This is a genomic window from Micromonospora sp. DT178 (assembly GCF_049841695.1).
GTDB lineage: Bacteria > Actinomycetota > Actinomycetes > Mycobacteriales > Micromonosporaceae > Micromonospora.
Genome location: NZ_JBNCKV010000013.1, coordinates 77,815 through 100,919, shown reverse-complemented (window position 1 = coordinate 100,919; position 23,105 = coordinate 77,815). Strand labels below are relative to the sequence as shown.

Here is a 23,105-nt window from a genome sequence, read left to right as displayed (position 1 = left end):
CGGGATGACGACGACGGCTGACGACGGCGCGGTCGAGAACCTGCTGACCGCCGGCGCGGTGCTGCCGGCCGACACCGCCGGGGCCGGTGACCGGGCGGTGCCCCTCACCGCCCGCACCTACCGGCACCCGGCCCTCGACGACCGGCCGGTGGTCCGCCTGGTCGACGCCGCCCTGGGCGAGGGCGAGGACATCGCCGTCGGGTTCCTCGGCCTGTCTCCCGGCGCCGAGCCGGTCGTCGTCGGGCTGGGTCCCCGCCGACCGTTGGCCTTCCCCGAGTGGGTGCTGGTGCACCACCCGGCGGACGGCCGGCACGCGTTGGCGGTGGTGCCGGAGCTGCAGAAGCTGGCCAAGCAGGTGCGGTCGCGGCCGAAGGCCGCCCTGGACGGGCACCAGAGCATCGCCGACCGGCTCGCCCGTACGCTGCCGCACCTCCTGCCGACGTTCTTCGAGCAGGCGGCGCGGGTGTTCCTGGCCGCCGGGCAGGACGCGTACGCGACGCAGCTGTTCAACAAGGCGCGCAAGGCGGAGGCGCAGCACGGCCTGCCGGTCGACCTGGACCGGCTGGACGAGGTGTACGTGGAGTTCGCCTCGGCCAAGGTGGTGTCCGCGACCGCGTTGGCCGGCTACGCCAAGGAGCTGTCCGCCCAGTTGCCGGCCGACGAGGCGCTGGAGCGGTTCTGCCGGCTGGCACTGCGGGCCGCGACCGCCGGCGTGGTCCCGTCCACCCAGTCGGCCGCCGTGGTGAACCGGCTGGTCCGGGCCGCCACCAAGGCCGCCGGCAAGGCCGGGGCCGCCGCCGTCGCCGAGTGTGAGGCGGCCTACCTGACCGAGCTGCTCCGGTTGCCGGTGGCCGCCGAGGCGCCGGCCGGCTGGTGGAAGGCGCACCTGCCGGCGGTGACGGCGCTGGCCGGCCGCGACCCGGCGATCCGCGGCAGCCTGCTCGACCTGATGCCCGCCGACCGGGACGACCTGGTCACCTGGCTGGCCCTGCTGACCGACACCGGTGCGTTCGCCGGGCTGTCCGACCCGGACGTGCCGGACCCGGCCCGCCCGCAGGACGGCTCCGTCGGCTGGCTGCGCCGCTTCGTGAGCCGGGTCAACTCCGGCCACCAACGCCGTCGGCTGCCGCAGCTGTACCCGCTCGTCGAGCGGATGGCCGACCGGCTGCGCGCCGAACTGGCCGACAGCGGCGAGACTCTCGGGGCCGACGGGGACCTGGAACTGCTCGACCTGCTGCTCGCCCTCGACCTGCCGGTGGCCGCGCCGAAGGAGCACGAGGCCCTGGACCTGGCGAACTGGGCCACGCGTGGGGGAGAGCGCGACCTGCTCGCCGTCGCCGGCGACGACCGGTTCACCGCTGCCCTGCGCCGGGGCCTCGACCAGCTCGACGACCAGCAGAGCGCCCTGCGCCGGATGGTCGAGACGCCGGGCATCCGGCCGATGCTGATCGACTGGCTGCGGGCCCGCATCCGCGACCGGTTCGCCGCCGGCCTGCCGTACCTGCCGGCGTCGGTGGACTGGCTGGGCAGGCTCCCGGTCGAGGCGCTGCGCCTGGTGTCCGACGAGCTCGACGGAACCGGTGAGCCCGGACAGGGCGGCGACCTCGGGCAGGCCCTCGGCGTCGACCTCGCCGAGCGCGTCGCCCGCAGCCTGCGCGGCGGGATCCTCGACGAGCTGGGCTGGCCGGACTGGGAGCTGGCCTGGCAGGAGGTGACCGGCGGCGACCGCCGGGTGGAGGTGATCCGGCAGGAAGCCTGGCCGTACGTGATCCTGGGCGGGCCGACCACGGTGCGCGTGATCGGCGCCGAGGGCATCGTGCTCCGCCACGACCTGCGCATCCCGGCCGGCGACATGTGGGGTCAGCCCGGCTACCACTTCGTCGACGGTCAACTGCTTGTCTACTGGCGTTCCAAGGCGCTCGACTACGACCTGCGAGGCTACTGGCACTCGTCGCCCGGCGAACCGCAGCTCATCCAGGGCCGCCACCACGGCAAGCAGCCGCGCGGGAAGCAGATCACCCTGCCGCTGGCCGGCGGCGGGCGGACCACCGGCGACGGCGTGCTGCACGCCGGTGACACGGCCGTCCCGTCCGAGCTGCCCGTCATCACCGACGGCACCTCGCACTGGGTGTACCGGCACAGCGAGGAGGACGACGCCTACGGCTGGCGCGAGTACGACCCGGTCGCCAACACCCACGGCCGGCGCGGCCTGCCCCGGTTCCTGGCCGACCTTCCGGTCGACGGAAGCCACCTCCGGGAGTCGGCCAGCTGGCTGCGGCCGGCCCTGTCCGAGCGGGCCACCCCGGCCGCCGTGCCGGTGGACGGGCTGCTCGGCTGGCGGGTGGTCACGCTGCCGGACGGCTCGGTACGCGGTGAGGACCTGGCCGGTCGTACCGTCACCGTGGCCGCCGGCCAGGAACCGATCGCGGCGCTGGTGCTGCCCGGCGACGACCGGCCGCGGGCCGTGCTCAACGGTCCCGTCCTGGTCGACCCGGACGGGATGGTGTCGGCCGCCGCCGGGCCGCCGTCCAGCCGGGACTACAGCCCCGACGCGGTCCCGCTGCCGGCACGGCAGTTCCTCGGCAACATGCTGCCCCGCGACCCGGCCGGCTCCACCGCCCTGCGCCGGATGGACCGGGAGACCGCCGCCGCGCTGCTGAAGGCCGCCCTCGACGAGCGCCGCGCCGCCCTGGCCGAGGAGGCCGCGCGGGCTGCGGCCCGCGCGGCGGCGCGATCCGGGTTGACCGCGGCCACGCAGGCCGTCACCGGCCTTCCCGTCGCGGTTCCGGCGGCCATGGTCGGCGCCGGCTCCGGGCCCGCCACCACCGGCGCGACCGCCGACGAGGACGACACGGACGCGCTGGTCGAGCTGGTCCGCTCGACGCTGCCGGCCGTCAGCCACGACGCCGTGCTGACGGGGGTGGCCGGGGTGCTGCGGCTGGCCGCCCGGGTGCGCACCGACCTGGACGCGGTGACCGAGCGGCTCACCAGGTCGTTGTCCGCCCCGGCGGCGGTGGCGCCGGCGGTCACCGTGGCCGGACCCACCGACCGGCAGCTCAACGCGGCGCTGGACGGCCTGCGTGGCTCGGCCCATGGGGCGGGCACCGCGACCCACGCCTTCACCCAGTTCCAGGCGTTCACCACCCAGTGGTCCACCACCGGCGGGTCCGCCTCCGCCGTACGCCTGCACCTCGACGGGCCGTCGCTGCCGTCCGCGCTGGACTGGTGGTCCCTGCTCGGCGGGGTGGCCGCCGTCGCCTACCGGGCCGTCGCGGCGGTCACCCCGGACGAGGACCGGGAGACGCTGCGCGCCCTGCTCGCGGCGCTGGACCGGCTCGACCTGGGCGCGGCGGCCGCGCCGGGGCGCTGGCGCCGGTGCAGGCTGCACCTTCGCGACGACGACCTGAAGAACCCCGACGGCTCGCGCCGCTACCCGAGGCCGGGCATCCTGCCGTTGCCCGACGGGGCGTTCCTCGCCGTCCTCAACTCCAGGGGCACGGCCACCGGCTACTTCTTCGACGCGTTGCACCACGACCCGGCCGGCGTGTTCGCCGTGCCCGAGCCCTACACGGCGCAGTCCTCGGAGCCGGTCGGTGACGAACGGCCGGCCGGTTGGCTGGCCGGCTTCCTCACCGAGGCGGCCGCGCGCGGCCCGCTGCCCTGGCGGCCGGAGGCGGCCGAGCAGTTCGCCGAGCTGACCGGCGTCACCCCCACCGCCGCGAAGCTGGTGCTGGCCGGCCTCCCGTACGTGGACTCGGCGAACACCGTGCCGACCGAGCTGCGCAAGGCGCTCGGGATCAGGCAGGTCGGGGAGGTCAAGCTGGCCTTCGGGGTGCTGAGGGAGGCCAGGCCGGGGTTGCGGCGGGCCGTGGTCTCGGCGCTGCTGCCGGCGGACCCGGCCCGGCTGTGGACCGACGGCCCCGACGTGGCCGCCGCCGCGGCGGTGTGGAACGCCGCCCTGGGACGCCGGGTGGTGGTGCCCGAACAGTTGCTCGCCGAGGCGACGCGCACGGTCCGCACCGGCTGGGAGCCGGCCAAGGCGTTGCCGGCGCTGCTCGACCCGGCCCGTTCGGCCGAGCTGAGCACCGACCTGGCCTTCGAGATCAGGGGCGACCGGGTCCGGCCGGTCGACGGCCGCGCGGCCGGCTTCACCGGTCACGTGCTGCGCTCCACGGTCGCCCTGGCGGCGTGGGTGGCCCACCACACGCCGGCCGGCGACCCGTGCCGGGCCGCGCTGCCCGCCGCGCTGGCCGCGATCCGGGACCGGCTGGCCAACCCCGGCCTGCTGCTCGACCTCGACCAGTACGTCTCCCTGCCCGCGTTCCGGCAGGTGGCGGGCACCCCGTCGGAGACCGGCCCCGGCTGGGAACGGTACGGCGCCATCGTGCTGTCCACCCACGACGGCCAGCCGTCGCCCGCGCTGCGGCCGGACCTGCTCGACGCCGACGGGTCGGACCCGTACCTGCCGGCGCTGCGCGGCGACGCCGCCAAGCCGTACCCGATCGAGGTGGCGCTGCGCCTGGTCCGCGACCCACGCTTCGCGGCGCTGCTCGGCGATCCGGGGGAGCCGGGCGGCGGCGCGCGGGCGGCGGACGGCACCTGGTGGCCGCAGGATCCGACCCGGTCGGTGCCGGACCTGGTCGCCGAGGTGGCCGGGGCACACGGCCTGGGCGCCGACGCGGCGGCGGTGTACCTGATGCTGCTCGCCATGCCGGACCCGACCGACCGCAACACGGCGAAGTGGACCGCCTGGAGGCCGGCCCGGCTGAAGGCGGCCCGCGCCGAACTGGCCGGCACCGACCTGGTCGTCGAGGCCAGCCGGTCGCGGGCCGGCCGGTCGCTGTTCCTGCCCGGCCCCTGGCTGGAACGCGGCAGCGGGCAGGCACCGATCGAGGGCTGGAAGGTGACCCTGTTCGACCTCGCACCCGACGGTACGGCCGCGCTCGGCGTGACCGTTCCGTTCGAACCGGCCGCCGAGCTGCACCGGCGGGCCTGGCAACGCCTGCGCGACGGCGACCGGCCCCGCTTCGACAACCTGCCCACCCGCCGCTGACCCACCCCTGACGCGGCGGTGGTGCCACGACGACCTGCCCGGCCGTCGCGGCACCACCGGGCCGCCGACCCCTGTCCCGACCCACCCCATCCGAACCAGAGAGATCGAGGAACGCCCGTGACCGTGACGGAACACGTCCGCCCCACCGTGGCGCCGGAGACCGCCGCCCAGGTCCTCTCCGCCGAGCAGCGGTACGCCGACGAGCTGGCCTTCCTGGCCGCGTACGACGACGGGGCCCGGCCGCCGGGCTGGGCGCTGACCCCGCGCGCCGTGGTCACCTTCATCCAGGGCAGCGACGGCGAGGCGTTGAAACTGCCCGCCGACCGGCGCACCGGCCCGGACGGCACCGAGCTGCCGGCCAGCATGACCATCCCGGCGAAGTTCGTCGGCGAGCGGAGCCTGGTCGAGCGGTGCGTGGTCACCCTGGCCGGCGAGCGGGGCCTGCTGCTGGTCGGCGAGCCCGGCACCGCCAAGTCCATGCTCTCCGAGCTGCTGGCCGCCGCCGTCTGCGGCACCAGCGCGCTGACCGTGCAGGGCACCGCCGGCACCACCGAGGACGCCTTCCGGTACGGCTGGAACTACGCCCTGCTGCTCGCCCAGGGCCCGACCCCGCAGGCGCTGGTCGACTCGCCGGTGCTGACCGCCATGCGCACCGGCCGGGTGGTGCGCATCGAGGAGGTCACCCGCTGCCTGCCCGAGGTGCAGGACGCGCTGGTGTCCATCCTGTCCGACCGGCGGATGAACGTGCCGGAGCTGTCCGGCACGGAGGACGGGCTGATCCGCGCCGTGCCCGGGTTCACCGTGATCGCCACCGCCAACCTGCGGGACCGGGGCGTGTCGGAGATGTCCTCGGCCCTCAAGCGCCGGTTCAACTTCGAGACCATCCACCCGATCTCGGACGCGGACGTCGAGACCGACCTGGTCCGCCAGCAGGCCACCGCCGCCGTGCAGCGCGCCGGCGCGGCGTACACGGTGGACGACGCGGTGCTGGACGCCCTGGTCACCGTGTTCCGCGACCTGCGGTCCGGCCGGTCGGGCGAGGGCTGGGACGTGGAGCGGCCCGGCACGGTCATGTCCACCGCCGAGGCGGTGCAGGTGGCGGTGTCGCTTGGCCTGGCGGCCGCGTACCTGCCCGGCGGGGACGCGCTCGACCTGGTGCCCGGGCACCTGCTCGGCGTGGTCCGCAAGGACGACCAGAACGACCACGCCCGCCTGCTCGGCTACTGGGACGGCCCGGTCCGTCGCCGCGCCGAGGACGGCTCGGCGATGTGGCGCCGGCTCTGGGACCTGCGGGAGAACCTGCGGTGACGACCCTCTCCAGCCCACCGACCGGTGCGGCCCCGGCGACCGCCGCCCCGGTGGGAGCCGACGCGACGTCGGCCGATCCGCGTGCCGTGGTCGACGCGCTCGCCGGTTCGGTGCGGCCGTACCTGATCGGGGTGCGGCATCACAGCCCGGCGCTGGCGGCGGCCGTCCCGGCGCTGCTGGACGCCGCCGGGGCCGAGGTGGTCTGCATCGAGTTGCCGGCCGACTTCCAGCGCTGGCTGCCGTACCTGTCCGATCCGGCCGCCCGGGCCCCGCTGGCCCTGGTCGGCAGCCACGGCGCGGACGGGCCGATGGGCTTCTACCCGTTCGCCGACTTCTCCCCGGAGCTGGCCGCGATCCGCTGGGCCCGCCAGCGCGGCGTGGAGGTGGTCTGCTGCGACCTGCCGCTGGCCGATCCCGACTGGACCGCCGGCCCCACCGACCCGGCCACCGACCCCGACCCGACTGCCGGCGCCGAGCCGGCCGCCGGTGGCGAGCCCGCACCGGACGCGGGGGAGCCGGTGCCCGGCCTGCGCCGGTCCTATGCCGCCGCGCTCAGCGCCAGCGGCACCGGTCGGGACGGCGACGACCTGTGGGACCGGGTGGTCGAGGTGCGCGCCCCGGGCTGCCCGCCGGAGGCGGTCCGCCGGGCCGCGCTCGGCGTCGGCTGGGCGATGCGTACCGACAGCGCCAACCGCGACGGCGTGCCGGCCCGGGACCTGGCCCGCGAGCGGCACATGCGCCGGGTGCTGGCCGAGGCCGGCGTCGACGGCCGGCGGGTCGCCGCCGTCATCGGCGCCTTCCACGCCCCGGCCCTGGTCACCACCCCGTCGGCCGCCGAGGTCGCCGTCGCGTCCGCCCGGCCCGGCACCGCCGCGGCCGATCCCGTCCGCTCCGTGACGACCCCGCCCCGACCGGCCGCCACCGACGGCGGCGGCACGGCGGTCACCTCGCTGGTGCCGTACGCGTTCGACCTGCTCGACTCCCGGTCCGGCTACCCGGCCGGGATCCGCGACCCGCGCTGGCAGCAGTCCGTCTTCACCGCCGCCGGCGACCCGGAACGGATCCGGGCCGCCGCGGCCCGGGCGGTCACCGACCTGTGCCGGGAACTCCGCGCCGCCGGCCACACCGCCGGCACCGGTGAGGCCACCGAGACGGTACGGCTCGCCGACGACCTGGCCCGGCTGCGGGACCTGCCCGCCCCCGGCCGGGGCGAGGTGCTGGAGGCGGTGACCACCGTGCTCGGCCAGGGCGAACTGCTCGGCCGCGGCCGGGCGCTGGCCAAGGCCCTGGAGAGCGTGCTGGTCGGCGCCGAACGGGGCCGCATCGCCCCCGGCACGCCGCGCTCCGGGCTCGGCCCGGCGGTCGAGGCGGAACTCACCACGCTGCGGCTGCCCCACCCGGACAGCCCGAAGGCCCGCGAGGTGCGCCTGGACCCGCTGCGCACCGAGCTGGACGGGCGGCGGGAGATCCTGCTGCAACGCCTCCAGGTCTGCGGCGTCGGCTACGGCGAGCCGATCGCGGTGTCCGGCACCGGCGACGGCGCCGCCCTGACCACCCGCTGGCAGCTGGCCTGGACGCCGTCCGTGGCGGCCCGGCTGGACCTGGTCGGCGTACGCGGGGTGACCGCGGCGCTGGCCGCGGCCGGCACCCTGCGGGAGCGGTTCCGCCGAGAGGCCGCCGACGGCGGTCCCACCGCCGCGCAGCTGCTCACCGGGCTCCGCGACGCCGCCCGGTGCGACCTGCCGGAGCTGGTCACCGACCGGCTCGAGCTGGCCGCCACGGTGCTGCCGGGCACCGGCACGCTGCCCGAGCTGCTGGCCGCACTGGACCTGCTGGAGGCGTTGCGCCGCGAGCACCTGCCCGGCACGACCCCCGACGGCCGGGCCCGGGCGGCCGAGCTGGCCGTCGTGCTGCTGGACGCGGCGGTGCGCGGGCTGCCCGGCCTGGCCGGCAGCGACACCCCGGCGGACGCCGCCGCGCTGGTCGACCTCGCGGTCCGCGCCGGCGAGGACCGCATCGGGCTGCGCCTGGACGAGGCTCTCGACCACCTGGCCCGCACCGGTTCGCCGCTGATCCAGGGCGCCGCCCTGGCCGCCCGGGTGCTGCTCGACCTGACCGACCTGGAGACTTTGGGCACCCGGGTGGCCGGCTGGATCGACGCGGCGACCGGACCGGACACGCGACGGCACCTGCACCGGCTGCTCGGCGGCCTGCTCACCGGGGCGCACCCGCTGTTGCAGTCCGCCCCGGCCGCCCTGGACCCGCTGCTGGAGCGGATCGAGCGGCTCCCCGACGCCGACTTCCTGGACCGGCTGCCCGCGCTGCGCGGCGGGTTCGACGTGCTCACCCCGGCGGCCCGGGGCCGGCTGCTGGACACCGTCACCGAGCGGCTGGGCGACCGGCTCGACCTGAGCCTGTCCGCCCCGCCGGAGCTGCTGGCCCGCTGGGCCGCCGCCGACGCGGCCGGCCGGGCCGCCCTGCTCGCCCGCCGCATCCCCGTTGCGGGCACGCCGACCGGCCCCGGCGACGCCGACGCCGATGCCGGCGCGACGCCCGGGCCGGGCACGCCGGACGCCCGGCTCACCGCCACCGACCGGTGGCGGCTGCTGCTGGGCCGCCAACCCGACCGGTTGCCGGCCGACGCCCGCCGCTACGCCCGCGCCCTGGACGAGCTGTACGGGGCGGGTCAGGGCGAGGGCGCCACCGACCTCGGGCAGGCGGCCGGCGGCGGCCAGGAAGCCTCCTTCCCGACGGCCCGCGAGTGGGCCGACGAACTCGAGGCGCTGTTCGGCACCGCCGTACGCGAGGAGGTCATCGCCCGGGCGGCCGAGAACGGCCGTACCGACGTGCTCACCGAACTCGACCCGGCCGCGGTACGCCCATCGATGGAGCTGCTGACCTCGGTGCTGTCGCTGGCCGGCGGCCTGCCCGAGGGGCAGCTGGCCAAGCTGCGGCCCCTCGTGCGGCGGCTGGTCGAGGAGCTGACCAGGCAGCTGGCCACCCAGGTGCGTCCGGCGCTGACCGGGCTGACCAACCCGCGGCCGACCAGCCGTCCCGGTGGCCGGATCAACCTCGCCCGTACGCTGCGGGCCAACCTGGCGCACACCCAGCGCCTCGGCGACGGCCGGACGGTGGTGGTGCCGCAACGCCCGGTCTTCAACAGCCGCACCCGCAAGGAGGCCGACTGGCGGCTGGTGCTGGTGGTCGACGTGTCCGGCTCGATGGAGGCGTCGGTGGTGTGGTCGGCGTTGACCGCCGCCGTGCTGGCCGGGGTGCCCACCCTGTCCACCCACTTCCTCGCCTTCTCCACCGAGGTGGTCGACCTGACCGACCGGGTCGACGATCCGCTGTCGCTGCTGCTGGAGGTGCGCGTCGGCGGCGGTACGCACATCGCCGCCGGGCTGGCCGCCGCCCGCTCGCTGGTGACCGTGCCGAGCCGCACGATCGTCGCGGTGGTCAGCGACTTCGAGGAGGGTTATCCGCTGGCCGGGCTGCTCGGTGAGGTCCGCACGCTGGTCGGTTCGGGCGTGCACCTGCTCGGCTGCGCCGCGCTGAACGACAGGGGAGCGCCCTGCTACTCGGTGCCGGTCGCCGAGCAGCTCGTCGCGGCCGGGATGCCGGTCGCCGCTCTCAGCCCGCTCGAACTCGCCCGCTGGGTGGGCGACCGCATCCGCGGAGGATCACGTTGACGGACCGCACAGCCACTGCCGTGGACACCGACCGGTTGCCGCCGGTGCTGCCGGCGGTCGCCGCCGCAGCGGTGGCGGCCCTGCCACCCCGGCTGCACAAGCGGCTGGACGCCGCCGTCGAACGGCTGGCCGGCGCACCGGTCGGCCCGGTCGACGGGGGCGTGTCGGTCGACTGCGGCCCGGAGTCGCTGGTCACCCTGACGCCCGGAGCGACCGGCGCGGTCACCGACCCGCACCAGGCGCGGTGCAGCTGCCTGCTGGCGCCCCGCTGCCTGCATCGCGCCGCCGTCCTTCTCGCCTGCCCGGTCGCCGACCCGGCCACCCACCCCGATCCGGCGTCCACCGCCGCGGCGTCGTCGACGCCGGGCCGCGCCGACGAAGGGACCGGCCGCACCGGGCGTACCAGGAAATCGGCTGGCGCGGCCGGTGGTGCGGCACCAACGAAGGCGCAACGGGCCGCTGCCGGCGCGCTGTGGCGGGCGGCCGCCGCGGTGCTCGCGGCCGGCGTGCCGGCGGCCGGGGCGGTGCCCCAGGCCGAACTGCTGCGGGCCGCCCACGGCGCCCGGCTGGCCGGCCTGCCGCGGGCCGAGAGCGCCGCGCTGCGCACGGTGCGTGGACTGCGCGCGCAGCGGGGACGGCAGAACGGCCACCGGTTGGCCGAGCTGGTCGAGGTGCTGCACGACCTGCTGTACGTCGCCGGCCGGCTGGCCGCCGGCGATGCCGACCCGGCGCTGGTCGGCGTCCTGCGGCGGGCCTACCAGCCGGACGGCACCCTGGAGGTGCACGGCGTCTGCCGGGAGCCGGTGATCAGCGCGACCGGGTACGCCGGGGTGGTCACGCACCTGGTCGCCGCCGACGGGCGCCAACTGTCCTTCGGCGACGTGAAACCGGGCGGTCCGGACCGGGCGCGGGACTGCGCCCGGGCGGTCACCGAGATGGGCGCGGTCGCGGTCAACCACGCGGTGCTGGCCCGTGGCGGCCTGCGGATCACCGGCACCACCGTCTCCCCGGACGGCCGGCTCGGTGCCGGTAAGGGGGTCCGGGCCACCCCGCTCGCCGGCACCGACTGGTCCACCGGGCCGCTGGCGCACCTGTTCGCCCGCCCGCTCGCCGAGGTGGTGACCGCGCAACTCGCCACCGACGACCCGGAGGACCCGGCCCGGGCGGGGACCGCGCTGTTCGGCGGCGACCTGATGGTGGTGGGTGCCGTCGGTGACCAGGTGCTGGCCCGCGAGCTGGCCCCCGCCACCGACGCCGGACGCGAGCGTGCGCCGGTGCCGGACGGGCCGGTGATCCGGCTGGTGCCGGTCGACTCCCACCCGATGCTGGCCCACGTGGCCAACCTGCGGCGGCTCGCCTCCCGGCCCGGCCTGCGGGTCCGGGTGGTCGGTCGGCTGGACCCGGACCGGGCCAGCACGCTGCGACCGCTCGCGGTCGGCCCGGTGCCCGGTGTCGCCGCCACGTTGCGGCTGCCGGCGGACTGGCACGGCCGGGCGGACCTCGGCTACGACGAGATCCAGGGCGGCCACCTGCCGCCGCGCGACCCGGCCGAGACGACCGAACCGGTTCTCGCCGTCGGCGCCGACGCGGTTGCGGAGTCCCCGCTGTGGCGGGTCCGCCGCCTGGTGGAGTTGGCCGTCTCCGGCGGTCGCCGCGCCGTCGCCGAGGCGGCCCGCGGCGACGGCACCGGCCTGGCCGGCCCGCTGCGCCGCGCCGGCTTCACCACCGCCGCCGCGCTCACCACCGCGTTGGCCGACGAGTCCGACCGGCGCGGCCGGGACGTGTTCGGCCGGCGTACCGATCCCGATCCGGACCGGTACGCGTGGGCCTGGCTCGCCGCCACCGCCCACCTCGCCGCCGCCGAACGGGAGCTGATCCGGTCCTCCTGGACGACCCCACCTGTCGGCTGACTCTGCCGGCGCCGGCCACCTGCGCCTCGGCGCCCGCCCCCTCCCGGGCGGGCGCCGGTTCTCGGGCGACAGGGCGTATGGGCGTGACGCCGGTGGACGTCATGGCCGGCTGTCACCCGAGGACAGACGGTGAGCGACGCAGGCGATGCCGGAGGGGTGGTCGGGCCCGAGGTCGGCGTGGCCGGCGCGGTGGGGCTCAGGTGGCTCCGCCGCTGTCGAAACCGATTGCCGGACCGCTTTGCTAATTCGTATTAGCATCTTGACGCCGCTGAGACGGCGCGCGCAGACTCATCGACCAACGGCACCGCCCGCGACGAGCGTCCGCACCGATCGGCCGCTCGGCGAGGCGGAGTGACACCTGACTTGTCACGGCCGGCCCGCTTCCCCTGCCCCCGTCGGCCCGCCCCACGAACGGAGGAAACGCGATGACGCGTACCCCGGAAGGCTCCTTCTCCCGACGCACGCTGCTGCGTGGTGCGGCGGCCGCCGGTGTCGCGACCGCGACCACCGGCGCCGGCCTCGCCGCGACGCCCACGCCGGCGCTCGCCGGACCGGCCGGCTTCCCCAACTACCGGTACGTGCGCGACGCGTTCGACAGGCCGTTGCGTTACAACCCGACCGGCGAGTTCATCTTCCCGTGCGTGCGCGGCGTCTACGACAAGATCGGCGGCTACCTCGGCCGCTACTACCTCTACTACGCGCCGCACGACGCGCCCGGCGGGATCTGCCTCGCCTACGCCGACCGGCTCGAGGGCCCCTACACCGAGTACGCCAACAATCCCGTCATCGACCGGGTGCTGCCGTCCACGACGGTGAGCCACGTGTCGTCGCCGCACGTCGTGTGGGACGCGCCGACCCGGCAGTTCTACCTGTACTTCCACGGCGAGAACCACACGACCCGGGTCGCCCGCTCGACCGACGGCGTCCGCTTCACCGACGAGACGCCGATCCTGTCGACGAACCTGGTGCCCAACACGACCGAGACCTCGTACGCGCGGGTCTTCGAGCACTCGGTGGCCGGCAAGGGAAACCGCTACGTGATGGTGTTCATGGGCGCCCACACCATCCGGCCGGGCACCCGGAAGATCTTCTGGGGCTGGTCGCCGAACGGCTGGAGCGGCTGGCAGTTCTCCCCGAACCCGCTGGTGTCGCCGTCGGGCGACGGGCTCACCGACATCTCCGCGCCGCACCTGCTGAAGCGCAACGGCACCGCGTACATCGCGTACCACGGCGGCAGCGGCAACATGTATCTGACCGAGGTCGGCAACAACTTCGACCGCGAGGTCCACCTCGGAGTGTTCCACCGGCCGATCGCGTCGGACAACGGCCGGGTGGCGTCGCCGACGTTCGGCACCGACGGCGGCGTGGAATACATGCTCTACGAGGCCGGGCCCCGCCTGGACGCCAGGATCTGCGTGGCCCGCGCGGTCTAGCCCCGGGACACACGAACCCTCCCGGCTACGCGGGGACTGCCTGCGGATCACCGGCGGCGTCGTGGGCGGCCATGCTCTCCTGCCGGCGGGGTTCCTCGCGCAGGATGGCGGCGTGCAGCCACGTGTCGGGGATGGCGAAACCGTCCACGAGTGTCCGCATGTGCGGGCGCAGCTCCTTGAGCAGACCGTTCACCACGCCGGTGACCGCCTTGGACCGGACCGGCGTGAGACGGCCGTGCTCCAGGAACCAGCCCTTGTCGGCCTCGATGACGCTGAGCGCGTACAGGTCGCAGACCCGGGAGAGCAGCGCCCGGACCGCCGGGTCCGCGGTGTCCTCGATGCCGGCGACGAACGCCTCCAGGGCGACCCGGTCGACGTGCGCGGCGGCGACGGCGAGGACGTGGTCCTGGACGTCGTTGAAGATGTCGAAGGGACGGTCCTTCTTCGTGGCCGCGCCGTTGCGCAGGCGGCGGACCGCGCCGTCGAGGAGGTGCCGCTCGCGGTCCTCGAAGGCCTTGAGCTGCCAGCCGCGGTCGGTGACGGCGACCTCCTCGTCGCGGCCGGGCACGGCGCTGACCAGCCGCTCGATGAGCGACCGCGCGGCGGTGCGCTCGAGCACCATCTCGCGGACCTGCTCGGCGACGAAGGAGGCGCGTCCCCAGCCGTCCAGCGAGCCGAACTCGTCCCGGTGGCCGGTGAGCAGTCCCTTGGCCACCAACTGCAGCAGCACCGTGTTGTCGCCCTCGAACGTGGTGAAGACGTCGGTGTCGGCCTTGAGGCTGGGCAGCCGGTTCTCGGACAGGTAGCCGGCGCCGCCGCACGCCTCGCGGCACATCTGGATGGTGCGGGTCGCGTGCCAGGTCTGCGCGGCCTTGAGGCCGGCGGCCCGGGACTCCAGCTCCCGTTGCCGGTGCTCGTCGACCGGCCCGTCGCCGCCCTGCACCTCGTCCAGCGCGGCGACCAGCTCGGCCTGGGCGAAGTGCAGCGCGTACGTGGTGGCCAGCGCGGGCAGCAGCTTGCGCTGGTGGGCCAGGTAGTCGTTGAGCAGCACCTCCCGCTCCGCGTCGGGCGTGCCGAACTGGCGGCGGATGTCGCCGTAGCGCACGGCGATGGTCAGCGCCGACCTAGTGGCCGCCGACGCGGCGCCGCCCACGCTCACCCGACCGCGGACCAGGGTGCCGAGCATGGTGAAGAAGCGCCGGGAGTCGTTCTCGATCGGGCTGGAGTACGTCCCGTCCTCCGCGACCTGACCGTAGCGGTCCAGCAGCATGTCCCGCGGCACCTGCACGTGGTCGAAGCTGAGCCGCCCGTTGTCGACGCCGAGCAGGCCCGCCTTGGCCCCGGCGTCCCCGATGGTCACGCCGGGCAGGGGCTTGCCCTGCGCGTCGCGGATCGGGACCAGCCACGCGTGCACGCCGTGCCGCCGCCCGTTGGCGATCAGCTGCGCGAAGACCACCGCCATCCGCCCGTCCCGGGCCGCGTTGCCGATGTAGTCCTTGCGCGCCGCCTCGTGCGGGGTGTGCAGGTCGAAGGTCTGCGTCCGCGGGTCGTACGTGCAGGTGGTGCGCAGCTGCTGGACGTCGGAGCCGTGGCCGGTCTCGGTCATCGCGAAGCAGCCGAAGATCCTGCCCGAGACGATGTCCCGCAGGTAGGCGTCGTGGTGCCGCCGGGTGCCCAGGGCCGCGACGGCGCCGCCGAACAGGCCCCACTGCACGCCCGCCTTGACCATCAGCGACAGGTCGACCTGGGCCAGCATCTCGGTGGCGACGATTGAGCCGCCGACGTCGGACCTGCCGCCGTACTCGGTGGGGAAGGCCGAGGCGATACCCAGCTCGACGGGGAGTTCGGAGAGCAGCCGGGTGATCCGCTCACGCGCCTGGTCGCCGGTCTCGCCGTACACCGGGAGGAAGCGCGCGTCGAGGTGCTTCCGATGGGCGTCGCGGACCTCGGCCCACGGGCCGTCGAGCACTTCCTGAAGGCGGGCGAGGTCGATGCGGCCGGACGCGTGATCGGGCATGGTCACCCCTCGGAATGGCGGACATATAGGTACAGTCTGTACCCGATCAAGAGTACCGGCCCGCTACGGTGCCCCGCTGAGCAAGACCGCGGTGAGACGGGACACCATCGCCTCCGGCCGCTGGCAGCGCACCCGACCGCGTACGACGTCCGTCCGCAGCGGCGCCGACCGGGGTCAGGTGACGGTGGCGACGAGCGACGCCACCCGATGCGTGAGCGCGGAGGCTCGCCCACCCAGCTAACCGCCGGTCAGGGCAGGATCTCGACGTACCCGTCGGTCGCGTGCACGCGAATCCGCTGCCCGTCCCGGATCAGCGTGGTCGCCTGCTCCACGCCGACGAGGGCGGGCAGGCCGTACTCCCGGGCGACCACCGCCCCGTGGGTCATGAGGCCGCCCACCTCCGTCACCAGTGCCTCGATCGCGACGAACAGGGGTGACCAGCTCGGGTCGGTGTAGGCGGTGACCAGGATGTCGCCCGGTTCGAGATCGGCCCTGGCCAGGTCCAGGATGACGCGGGCCCGCCCCTCGACGACGCCGCCGGAAACCGGGAGGCCGACCAGCGCGCCGGTCGGCACATCCTCGCGTCGGTACGCGCCGGCGATGCCCTCACCCTCCGACGTGAGCACTCGGGGCGGGATGAGCGTCTGGTACGACCTGAACGCTTCCTTCCGCCGCTGGATGAGCTGATCATCCACGTTGCTCGTGCGCACGACGTCGGAGAGTTCCTGGAACGTGAGGTAGAAGATGTCCTCCCGCTCCGGAAGCACGTCGGCCCGCACGAGGCGCTCGGCCTCCTCGAGCAGGGCCTGTTTGTAGATGAAGTAGCGGCTGACGATGGCGTACTTCGGATACTCCCGGTACCCGACGAAGGTTCGGACCCGGTCGATCATCCGCTTCGTCTCTTCCGCCTTCCGCTCCCCGTCCGGTAGGGCCCGCAGGCGCGCCAGAACCTCCTGTTCCTTCTGTTCGGCCTGCTGGCGCCCCTGCGCGAAGCGCCGCTTGCGCGCGCCCGGCTCGAGGTTCCTGATGTTGTCGAGGATGACGGGCACGAGCGTGCTGGGACGTTCGCTCCAGCGCGGCCTCGTGATGTCGATCTCGCCGGCGCAGCGCATGCCGTACGTGTCGAGAAAGGTCCGGATGGCGTCTCGCGCTTCCTGTCCGCCCGGGAGCCCGGCCAGCTCATCCACGAAGCCCTCGTCCTCGACCTGCCGCAGGAAGGCCACGACCTCCGGGTGCGGGCGGATGACGTCCGCGACGTCCAGGAGCGCCAGTCCCATCTCCGACGTGACGTTGTGGGGCGCGGACAACGTGAGCGTGTCGGCCGCGTTCTTCTCGTCCAGCCACTCGTGCAGCTTGTCGTTGAGCCACCACGTGGCCTCCATCCCTGCCATGATCGCCTGCATGTTGAGCGGATCACTGAGGGCGCGCTTGTGCTCCTCGAAGGCCTCCCGCAGGAAGTCGAACAGCGCCGGTCCGGATTTCGTCCGGATGTCGCGCTGCAGGGTGGCGACGGACGCCCGGCTGCGTTCGATCAGCTCGGTGACGATGGCCGGATCGGTCTCGATCGGGGCGGGCGCGCCGCCGGCGGGTGGCCCTGCGGGACCCTGGTCGGGGAGCGACGGGACGAAGTCGCCGCGCTCGAGGACGGTCTCCAGCGCGTCCCTGACCAGTGGATCGGACCTGCCCATCATCTCCAGCAGACCGGCGCGGCTCGCGGGTGAGGCCAGGCGCCGGGTGACGTCGACGAACAGCCTCCCGCCGGCCTCGTGCATCGGCGCCATGGCCGTCAGCTGCCACATGGAGACCCCGAGGGGCCTCATGGCGTCGGTCATCATTTGTTGGTGACCGACGGAGACCCAGACGCGGTTCTCTCCGTCGCCGGTCTCGGGGATCGGGAACAGGGTGGTGATCGGCCGGCTCTGGACGATGTGGAAGTCGTCGTCGACCAGGCACCACTCGATGTCCTGGGGGTGGCCGAAGTGGGCTTCGATCCGCCGGCCCAACCGGACCAGCCGCACGACCTGCGCATCCGTCAGCGCCGGCTGCTCCTGCCGCTGTGGGTCGATCGTCTGTTCCGCCGTCCCGCCGGCCGGCAGGGCGTGGATGGCAAGTCGTTTGGCCGCGATCGCCTTGTCGATGATCTCATCGCCGCACACCCGGTAGGTGTCCGTGTTCACCAACCCGGAGACCAGAGCCTCGCCGAGGCCGAAGCTGGCCTCCACGGAGGCGACCTTCCGGTTGGACGTGACGGGGTCGGCGGTGAACAGGACGCCGGCCGCCTGTGGGAAGACCATCCTCTGTACGACGACGGCCATGTGGACCGTGCGGTGGTCGATGCCGTTGCGTCGACGGTAGGTCACGGCCCGCTCGGTGAAGAGCGAGGCCCAGCACCGGCTGACGTGCTGGAGGATGGCCGCCGGCCCCATGACGTTCAGGTACGTGTCCTGCTGGCCCGCGAAGGAGGCCGTCGGCAGGTCCTCCGCCGTCGCGCTGGATCGGACGGCACAGGCGGCTCGCTCGCCGAGCCGGGAGAGAGCCCGGATGATCGCCGCCGCCACCTCGTCGGGGAGGACGGTCGCTTCGATGCTCCGGCGGATCTGCGCACTGACTGTGCGGATCGACTCCCGGTCGTCCGGGTCCAGGCGCGACAGCTGGTCGAGCCGCTCGTCGATCGACGGCGTCTCGGCCATGATCCGCCGGAAGGCGTCCGTCGTCACGCAGAAGCCCGCCGGCACCCGGATGCCGTCGATCCGCGACAACGCCCCCAGGTGCGCGCCCTTGCCGCCGACGATCGCGACCTGCGCGTCGTCCACCTCCTGGAGACCCGACACGTACTGCCCGGTCATCGCGGGACCGCCAAGGCAACCGTCCTGCGCCGCGACAAGAACATGCGCACCTCGTGCCCCGTTTCTTCGTCAGTTCTGGGTCCGGCCGACGATTCTGCGGCAAGACCCGGGTCTTGCCGCAAGCCCCGGGGTGCGATATACGTTGAAGTGGGAACGCTTTCCTTATGTTTTCCGCTGCGGACCGGAATCTCTTTCACCGAAAGCGTGGCGCGTGCGGCGTTACACATCGTCGCTCCTCAGGGATGACACGTCGCCTACGGCTTCAACAGGGTGTGGGAAGTCGTCAGGTGATGCCGAGTAGTGCCGGTGGCGGCGTCGCGCGGGGCACCTTCGACATCCCGCGAGCGGACCACGACGATTTTCAGGCGAGCGGACAGGCGGCGCTTGAACGGATCTGCCGATCGGCCACGCATCCGGCCGCTTCGACTGCGTCGGTGGCGGGCGGTGAGCGGGCGGGTGGACCCGCTATGCTGGCCGGCTGCCGTACGAAAGCGAATGACAATGGACCGAGTTCACCTTCCCGATTTCTGGAGGCTCACCTGGCGGGACGTCGACCCCGCCGCGCGGCCCGCGGTCGACCCGGCCGGCGTCGCGGAGTTGGTGCGGATGCTGCCTCCGGCTGCCGAGGTTCCGCCGGCCGGCACCGACTGGCGGCTCGTCGCCTTCTGGTACGACCGGATGACGGCGGCGATGGTGGAACGTCTGGGCGACTGGGTGGTGGGCTGGTGGTACACCGTCGCGATGGAGGACTACCGCGACCGTGGGGTCATCCCGGTTTGGCGAGCGGAACGTCCTCCGGTGACGACGCCGGCCGAGACGCTGACCCGCATCGCCGACGCCGTGGTGGCCTGGCACGAACTGCTGGTCGAGCTCGCCGTCGATGCCCGCGGCCGCTTCGCCGCGGCGGCCCCGGCGGCAACTGACGACACCGGGGAGCCGCCGGCCTGGCGAGCCGTCCGGGGCCGCGGCGGGATCACCCTCTACGCCGGTCTCCCGGCCCGCCGTCTGCCCCATCCGGGCAGCCTGAGCTGGGCGGACGTCAATCCCGTGGACCGGACCTTCGATCCCGCAACGGTTCCGGCGGTGGTGACCGATCTGATCGCGGCATCCGAGATCCCGTCACCGGATGCCGACTGGCGCCTACGGGACCTGTGGCTGGAGAACGTCACGGTCGGGCTCGTCGACCGGTACGGACGGTGGGCGGTGGGCTGGCGCTGGTCGGTGGGCGAGGGCGACCTCGACGGTGGCCCGGTCAGCTCCTGGTGCTGCTTCCCGCACTCGGTCACCACGCCGGAGGCAACCACGGCCACGGTCGCCGCGGCCCTGGTGGAGTGGCACGACTGGCTGGACGATCTGGCGGAGCGGTTCGCCCGGTTCCTTCCGCTGTCCGCGGGCGACCTGGACGGTTGGGAACGCGCGGTCGCTCACCTGGTGACCGCGGTCGGTGACGGCACGCAGTACGAGTCAGGCTGGTACTCCTGCTGCAGGACTGCGCTCGGCTGGTTCCTCGAGGCAGCCGGAATCGAGGCCACCCGGCGAGAGGAACTGCTCGATCACGCGATCGGCGGCCGGTTCGACAGCTGGGTGGAGCCGCCGCGGGCGGTCGTGGAGTCGGTAGCGGAGGACCTGGCCCTGCGGGTGACGGGTGACGCCGCCTGATCACCTGACGGTGTGGCAACTGGTGCGGGAACAGGTGCCCTGGCGGGACGTCGCCCCGTCTCCGCAGGCGCCGGTGTCCGCCCTCCGTGACGGCTTCCTCTGCTTCGCCCACGCCACCGCCGGGCGTGGCCCGCAACGGCTGAGCCGGCTACTGACCGCGTACGCGGACGTCCGGCGCGAGGTAGCTGCGGGCGCCGACCTCACCCCGGCTCTGCTGGCCCGCTGGAACCGAGTCATCCGGGGTGTTCCGGTCGCGGTGTTCCGCCGGACGCCGGCGTACGCGAGGAACGGCCGGGAACGGTACGGGCTGCACGCCGACACCGAGCACCGGTTCGCCTCCTGCCTCGCAGAGGCCGCCGACCAGCGAACACCGGTGACGGCCCGGGCGGCCCGGGCCTACCTCGACGTCGCGTTCTTCCACCCGTACGACGACGGCAACGCCCGGCTGGCCGGGCTGGTGCTCCAGTTCGTGCTGCTGCGTGAGAGCGTCGAACTCGACGAAGTCGCGCCGATCCTCACGGCGGTGCGCCGCGCCGACGACGCCGGGGGAGCAGCGGACCTGGCCCGGCTGGTGCACGGCATCGCCGGGGCCACCCGTCGCCGGTGGCTGCGGGCGAACGGGCACCCGTCGTCGTGTCGTGGCGCCGGGTGGCACGATCACCGGTAGGTGATCGACGCGATCGGTGCCTCAGGCCAGCAGTTGCTCGCGCATCCTCGCGCCCGGATTGAACCCACCCACGACCCGGGGGCCGGCCGGGTCGTGCACGTCGAGGGTGTTGTTGCGGCGCATGAGCTCACGGACCGCAGGGGGCAGCCGGGGCGGGTCGTCCATGGCGGCGAGGACCTGTCCGGCGCTGGAGATCAGCCGATCGGCCAAGGCGGCGGCGTCGGTGTCCACCCGCACCCGGCCGTACTCCCAGCCGGCGGTGGTGAGGTCGAGCACCTCGAACACGTGGGTCACCAGGGGGTTCGGGTCGGTCACCCGGTCGAGCCGGGGCGCCTGGCTGCCGAGCACCGCGACGGCGGCGGCCACCTGCGCGTACGGGTGGAAGCCGCTCGGCAACGTGAACAGCGGCCAGCGCAGGGCCGGGCCGGCCTCCTTCCACAGCGGCCGGTAGTTGCGGCGGTGCACCAGGAGCCGTCGGCCCGTTCGTCGGTGTACCTCGTGGGCCTGGGCCTGGAGGTCCGCGTGGGCCTCGTCGGCGACCTGGCTCACGATCCGGGCCGCCACCACCAGGCCGTCGTCGCCGTCCAGCATTCCGGTGACCGCCTCGACCTGCTCGGGAAACCGGAGCTGCGTGTGGACGCCGTACCGGTGCTGGACGTCCCGTAGCAGAGCCTGCTGCCGTCCCGGATCGAGCTGGACCCGCCCGCCGCCCAGCAGTCGCTGGAGCCAACCCATTTCGCCTCGTTTCAGCAGAGCCGTCCCGGACTGCGGCAATGCTAGTGCGTCGGACCTACCCGGGTGCGTAAGGGGTGGCCGACCGTTGCTCACTGGCCGGTAGGCACCCTCCTGCCAGGTGTCCGGCTCATGAAGACGCGGCGTCGGGCCTGGCTCCCCGCCGGGCCCGACGCCGCGTCTGGGAGATCAGCCCTTGCGGCCCTGGGTGGCGACGCCCTCGATGAAGTACCGCTGGCCGAAGCTGAACAGCAGCAGCATGGGCAGCGTGACGAGCAGCGAGGCGACCATGACGTACTGGTAGTCGCCCTGTCCGCCGGCGGTGGGGCTGTACTTCGTCATGGCGTACGCGATGCCGAGCGGAGCGGTGAAGCCCTCCATCGACTCCCCGTTGAGATAGATCAGCGCGCCCTGGAAGTTGTTCCACGCCGCCTGGAACTCGAACAGGAAGACGATGACGAACGACGGGATGGACAGCGGCATGGCGATCTTCCAGAACAGCTGCCAGTAGTTGGACCCGTCGATGCGGGCCGCCTCGAACAGCTCCCGGGGCAGGCTCAGGTAGAACTGCCGTTGCAGGAAGATGTAGAACGCCGAGCCGAACAGGTTGGCGCCGAACAGCGGCACCCAGGTGCCGAGGAGACCCGTCTCCTTCCAGATCAGGTACATCGGGATCATCGTGACCGCGCCGGGCAGCATCATCGTGCCCAGGACCAGCCCGAACAGCAGGTTGCGGCCGGGGAAGCGGAAGTACGCGAACCCGAAGGCCACCATCGAGCTGGAGATGGCGACCGTTATCGCGGCGAGCAGTGCGATCGACACGCTGTTGAACACCCAGTGCAGCAGCGGCAGCTCGCTCCAGACCTGGACGTAGTTGTCCCACCGCCAGGTCCTGGGGATCAACGAGTTGTCGAACACCTGGCTGGCCGGCTTGAGGCTGGCAGCGATCAGCCAGACCAGGGGATACAGGAACAACGCGGCGAACCCGACGAGCAGGAGGGTGAGCAGTACCCGCCCGACGGTCCATCTCGTGGGCCGGCGCCCGGGCTCCCGTATCCCTCCGGAGGGCGCGGCGTCCACGGCCTGGGCCAGGACGGGGGCTGCGGTGGGTGCCGTGCTGGGGCCGATTGTCGTCACGACCGCTCTCCCTCGTAGTACACGAAGCGGTTGCCGACCTTGACCTGGATGAAGGTCAGGATCATCAGGATGACGAAGAGCAGCCAGGCCATCGCCGCCGCGAAGCCGAAGTTGAACTGCCGGAACGCCTCCTGGAACAGGTAGACCGCGTAGAACAGCGACGCCTCCGGCGCCGGGTTGTTCTGGTCCCGCCAGAACAGCAGGTAAGCCTGGTCGAAGATCTGGAACGCCGCGATGGTCAGGATGATGACGTTGAAGAACAGCGCCCCGGAGATCATCGGCAGGGTGATGGAGAAGAACTGGCGGACGGGGCCCGCCCCGTCGAGCGAGGCGACCTCGTACAGGTCACGCGGCACGTTCTTGAGCGCGGCCAGGAAGATGACCATCGTGCCGCTGACCGTCCAGAGGGCCATGAGCACGATCGACGGCTTGACCCACGTCGGGTCCACCAGCCACTGCGGGCCCTCGATGCCGATGAAGCGCAGGCCCTGGTTGATGGCACCGGTGTTGCCGTTCAGCAGCAGGAAGAAGATTGACGCCGTGGCCACCGCCGGGGTCATCTTCGGCAGGTAGTAGACCGTGCGGAAGAACCCCGCGCCGCGGCCCACCCGGTTGAGCAGCACCGCCAGCAGCAACCCGGACCTGTTCACCACC

The 23,105-nt window shown here is 73.9% G+C and carries 12 protein-coding genes; 7 read left to right on the top strand and 5 right to left on the bottom strand.

Annotation, left to right across the window (positions count from 1 at the left end):
* Positions 1-4 precede the first annotated feature (4 nt).
* The 5 genes from ACLQ22_RS22605 (at position 5) to ACLQ22_RS22585 (ending at position 13,393) form a co-directional block, all read left to right on the top strand.
* Entirely contained in the window at positions 5-5,053 is a 5,049-nt protein-coding gene (locus tag ACLQ22_RS22605; protein WP_425694074.1) for a hypothetical protein, read from the top strand.
* A 117-nt stretch (positions 5,054-5,170) separates the two neighbouring features.
* Positions 5,171-6,361, top strand: a complete 1,191-nt coding sequence (locus ACLQ22_RS22600) for an ATP-binding protein (RefSeq protein ID WP_366642378.1) — start codon at positions 5,171-5,173, stop codon at positions 6,359-6,361.
* On the top strand, positions 6,358-10,050 hold the full coding sequence (locus ACLQ22_RS22595; RefSeq protein ID WP_425694073.1) for a vWA domain-containing protein: 3,693 nt from the start codon (positions 6,358-6,360) through the stop codon (positions 10,048-10,050). The genes ACLQ22_RS22600 and ACLQ22_RS22595 overlap by 4 nt, the downstream gene beginning before the upstream one ends.
* The gene (locus ACLQ22_RS22590; RefSeq protein ID WP_425694072.1) at positions 10,047-11,960 is read left to right on the top strand and encodes a hypothetical protein; all 1,914 of its coding nucleotides are present in this window, start codon (positions 10,047-10,049) and stop codon (positions 11,958-11,960) included. Before ACLQ22_RS22595 ends, ACLQ22_RS22590 begins: the two co-directional genes overlap by 4 nt.
* Before the next feature lie 425 nt (positions 11,961-12,385).
* Positions 12,386-13,393: a hypothetical protein gene (locus ACLQ22_RS22585; protein ID WP_425694071.1), complete on the top strand. Its 1,008-nt coding sequence runs from the start codon at positions 12,386-12,388 to the stop codon at positions 13,391-13,393.
* 25 nt (positions 13,394-13,418) lie between these two features.
* Here ACLQ22_RS22585 and ACLQ22_RS22580 read toward each other — a convergent pair whose 3' ends face one another.
* Complete coding sequence (locus ACLQ22_RS22580; protein WP_425694070.1) at positions 13,419-15,410, bottom strand: acyl-CoA dehydrogenase; 1,992 nt, start codon at positions 15,408-15,410, stop codon at positions 13,419-13,421.
* 248 nt (positions 15,411-15,658) lie between these two features.
* Complete coding sequence (gene rph, locus ACLQ22_RS22575) at positions 15,659-18,256, bottom strand: rifamycin-inactivating phosphotransferase (RefSeq protein ID WP_425694069.1); 2,598 nt, start codon at positions 18,254-18,256, stop codon at positions 15,659-15,661.
* 501 nt (positions 18,257-18,757) lie between these two features.
* On the opposite strand from rph, the gene ACLQ22_RS22570 reads away from it, so the two are divergent.
* Positions 18,758-19,915, top strand: coding sequence for a hypothetical protein (locus ACLQ22_RS22570; RefSeq protein WP_425694068.1), 1,158 nt, complete (start codon positions 18,758-18,760; stop codon positions 19,913-19,915).
* Positions 19,902-20,582, top strand: coding sequence for a hypothetical protein (locus ACLQ22_RS22565; RefSeq protein ID WP_425694067.1), 681 nt, complete (start codon positions 19,902-19,904; stop codon positions 20,580-20,582). The genes ACLQ22_RS22570 and ACLQ22_RS22565 overlap by 14 nt, the downstream gene beginning before the upstream one ends.
* Before the next feature lie 21 nt (positions 20,583-20,603).
* Here the strand turns inward: ACLQ22_RS22565 and ACLQ22_RS22560 are convergent, their stop codons facing one another.
* The 3 genes from ACLQ22_RS22560 to ACLQ22_RS22550 form a co-directional block, all read right to left on the bottom strand.
* A complete protein-coding gene (locus tag ACLQ22_RS22560; RefSeq protein ID WP_425694066.1) occupies positions 20,604-21,317 on the bottom strand; it encodes a hypothetical protein in 714 nt (237 codons plus the stop codon).
* Between the two features lie 186 nt (positions 21,318-21,503).
* Positions 21,504-22,451 (bottom strand): carbohydrate ABC transporter permease, encoded by a 948-nt coding sequence (locus ACLQ22_RS22555; RefSeq protein WP_425694065.1) that lies wholly within the window; start codon positions 22,449-22,451, stop codon positions 21,504-21,506.
* Entirely contained in the window at positions 22,448-23,104 is a 657-nt protein-coding gene (locus ACLQ22_RS22550) for a carbohydrate ABC transporter permease (RefSeq protein ID WP_425694064.1), read from the bottom strand. Before ACLQ22_RS22550 ends, ACLQ22_RS22555 begins: the two co-directional genes overlap by 4 nt.
* Between the last annotated feature and the right edge of the window lies 1 nt (position 23,105).

What these genes read in the sequence shown, in the direction of transcription:
- rph (WP_425694069.1), bottom strand. Translation starts at nt 18,256, where the DNA reads ATGACCGGGCAGTACGTGTCGGGTCTCCAGGAGGTGGACGACGCGCAG.
- ACLQ22_RS22605 (WP_425694074.1), top strand. Translation starts at nt 5, where the DNA reads ATGACGACGACGGCTGACGACGGCGCGGTCGAGAACCTGCTGACCGCC.
- ACLQ22_RS22560 (WP_425694066.1), bottom strand. Translation starts at nt 21,317, where the DNA reads ATGGGTTGGCTCCAGCGACTGCTGGGCGGCGGGCGGGTCCAGCTCGAT.
- ACLQ22_RS22570 (WP_425694068.1), top strand. Translation starts at nt 18,758, where the DNA reads ATGGACCGAGTTCACCTTCCCGATTTCTGGAGGCTCACCTGGCGGGAC.
- ACLQ22_RS22580 (WP_425694070.1), bottom strand. Translation starts at nt 15,410, where the DNA reads ATGCCCGATCACGCGTCCGGCCGCATCGACCTCGCCCGCCTTCAGGAA.
- ACLQ22_RS22585 (WP_425694071.1), top strand. Translation starts at nt 12,386, where the DNA reads ATGACGCGTACCCCGGAAGGCTCCTTCTCCCGACGCACGCTGCTGCGT.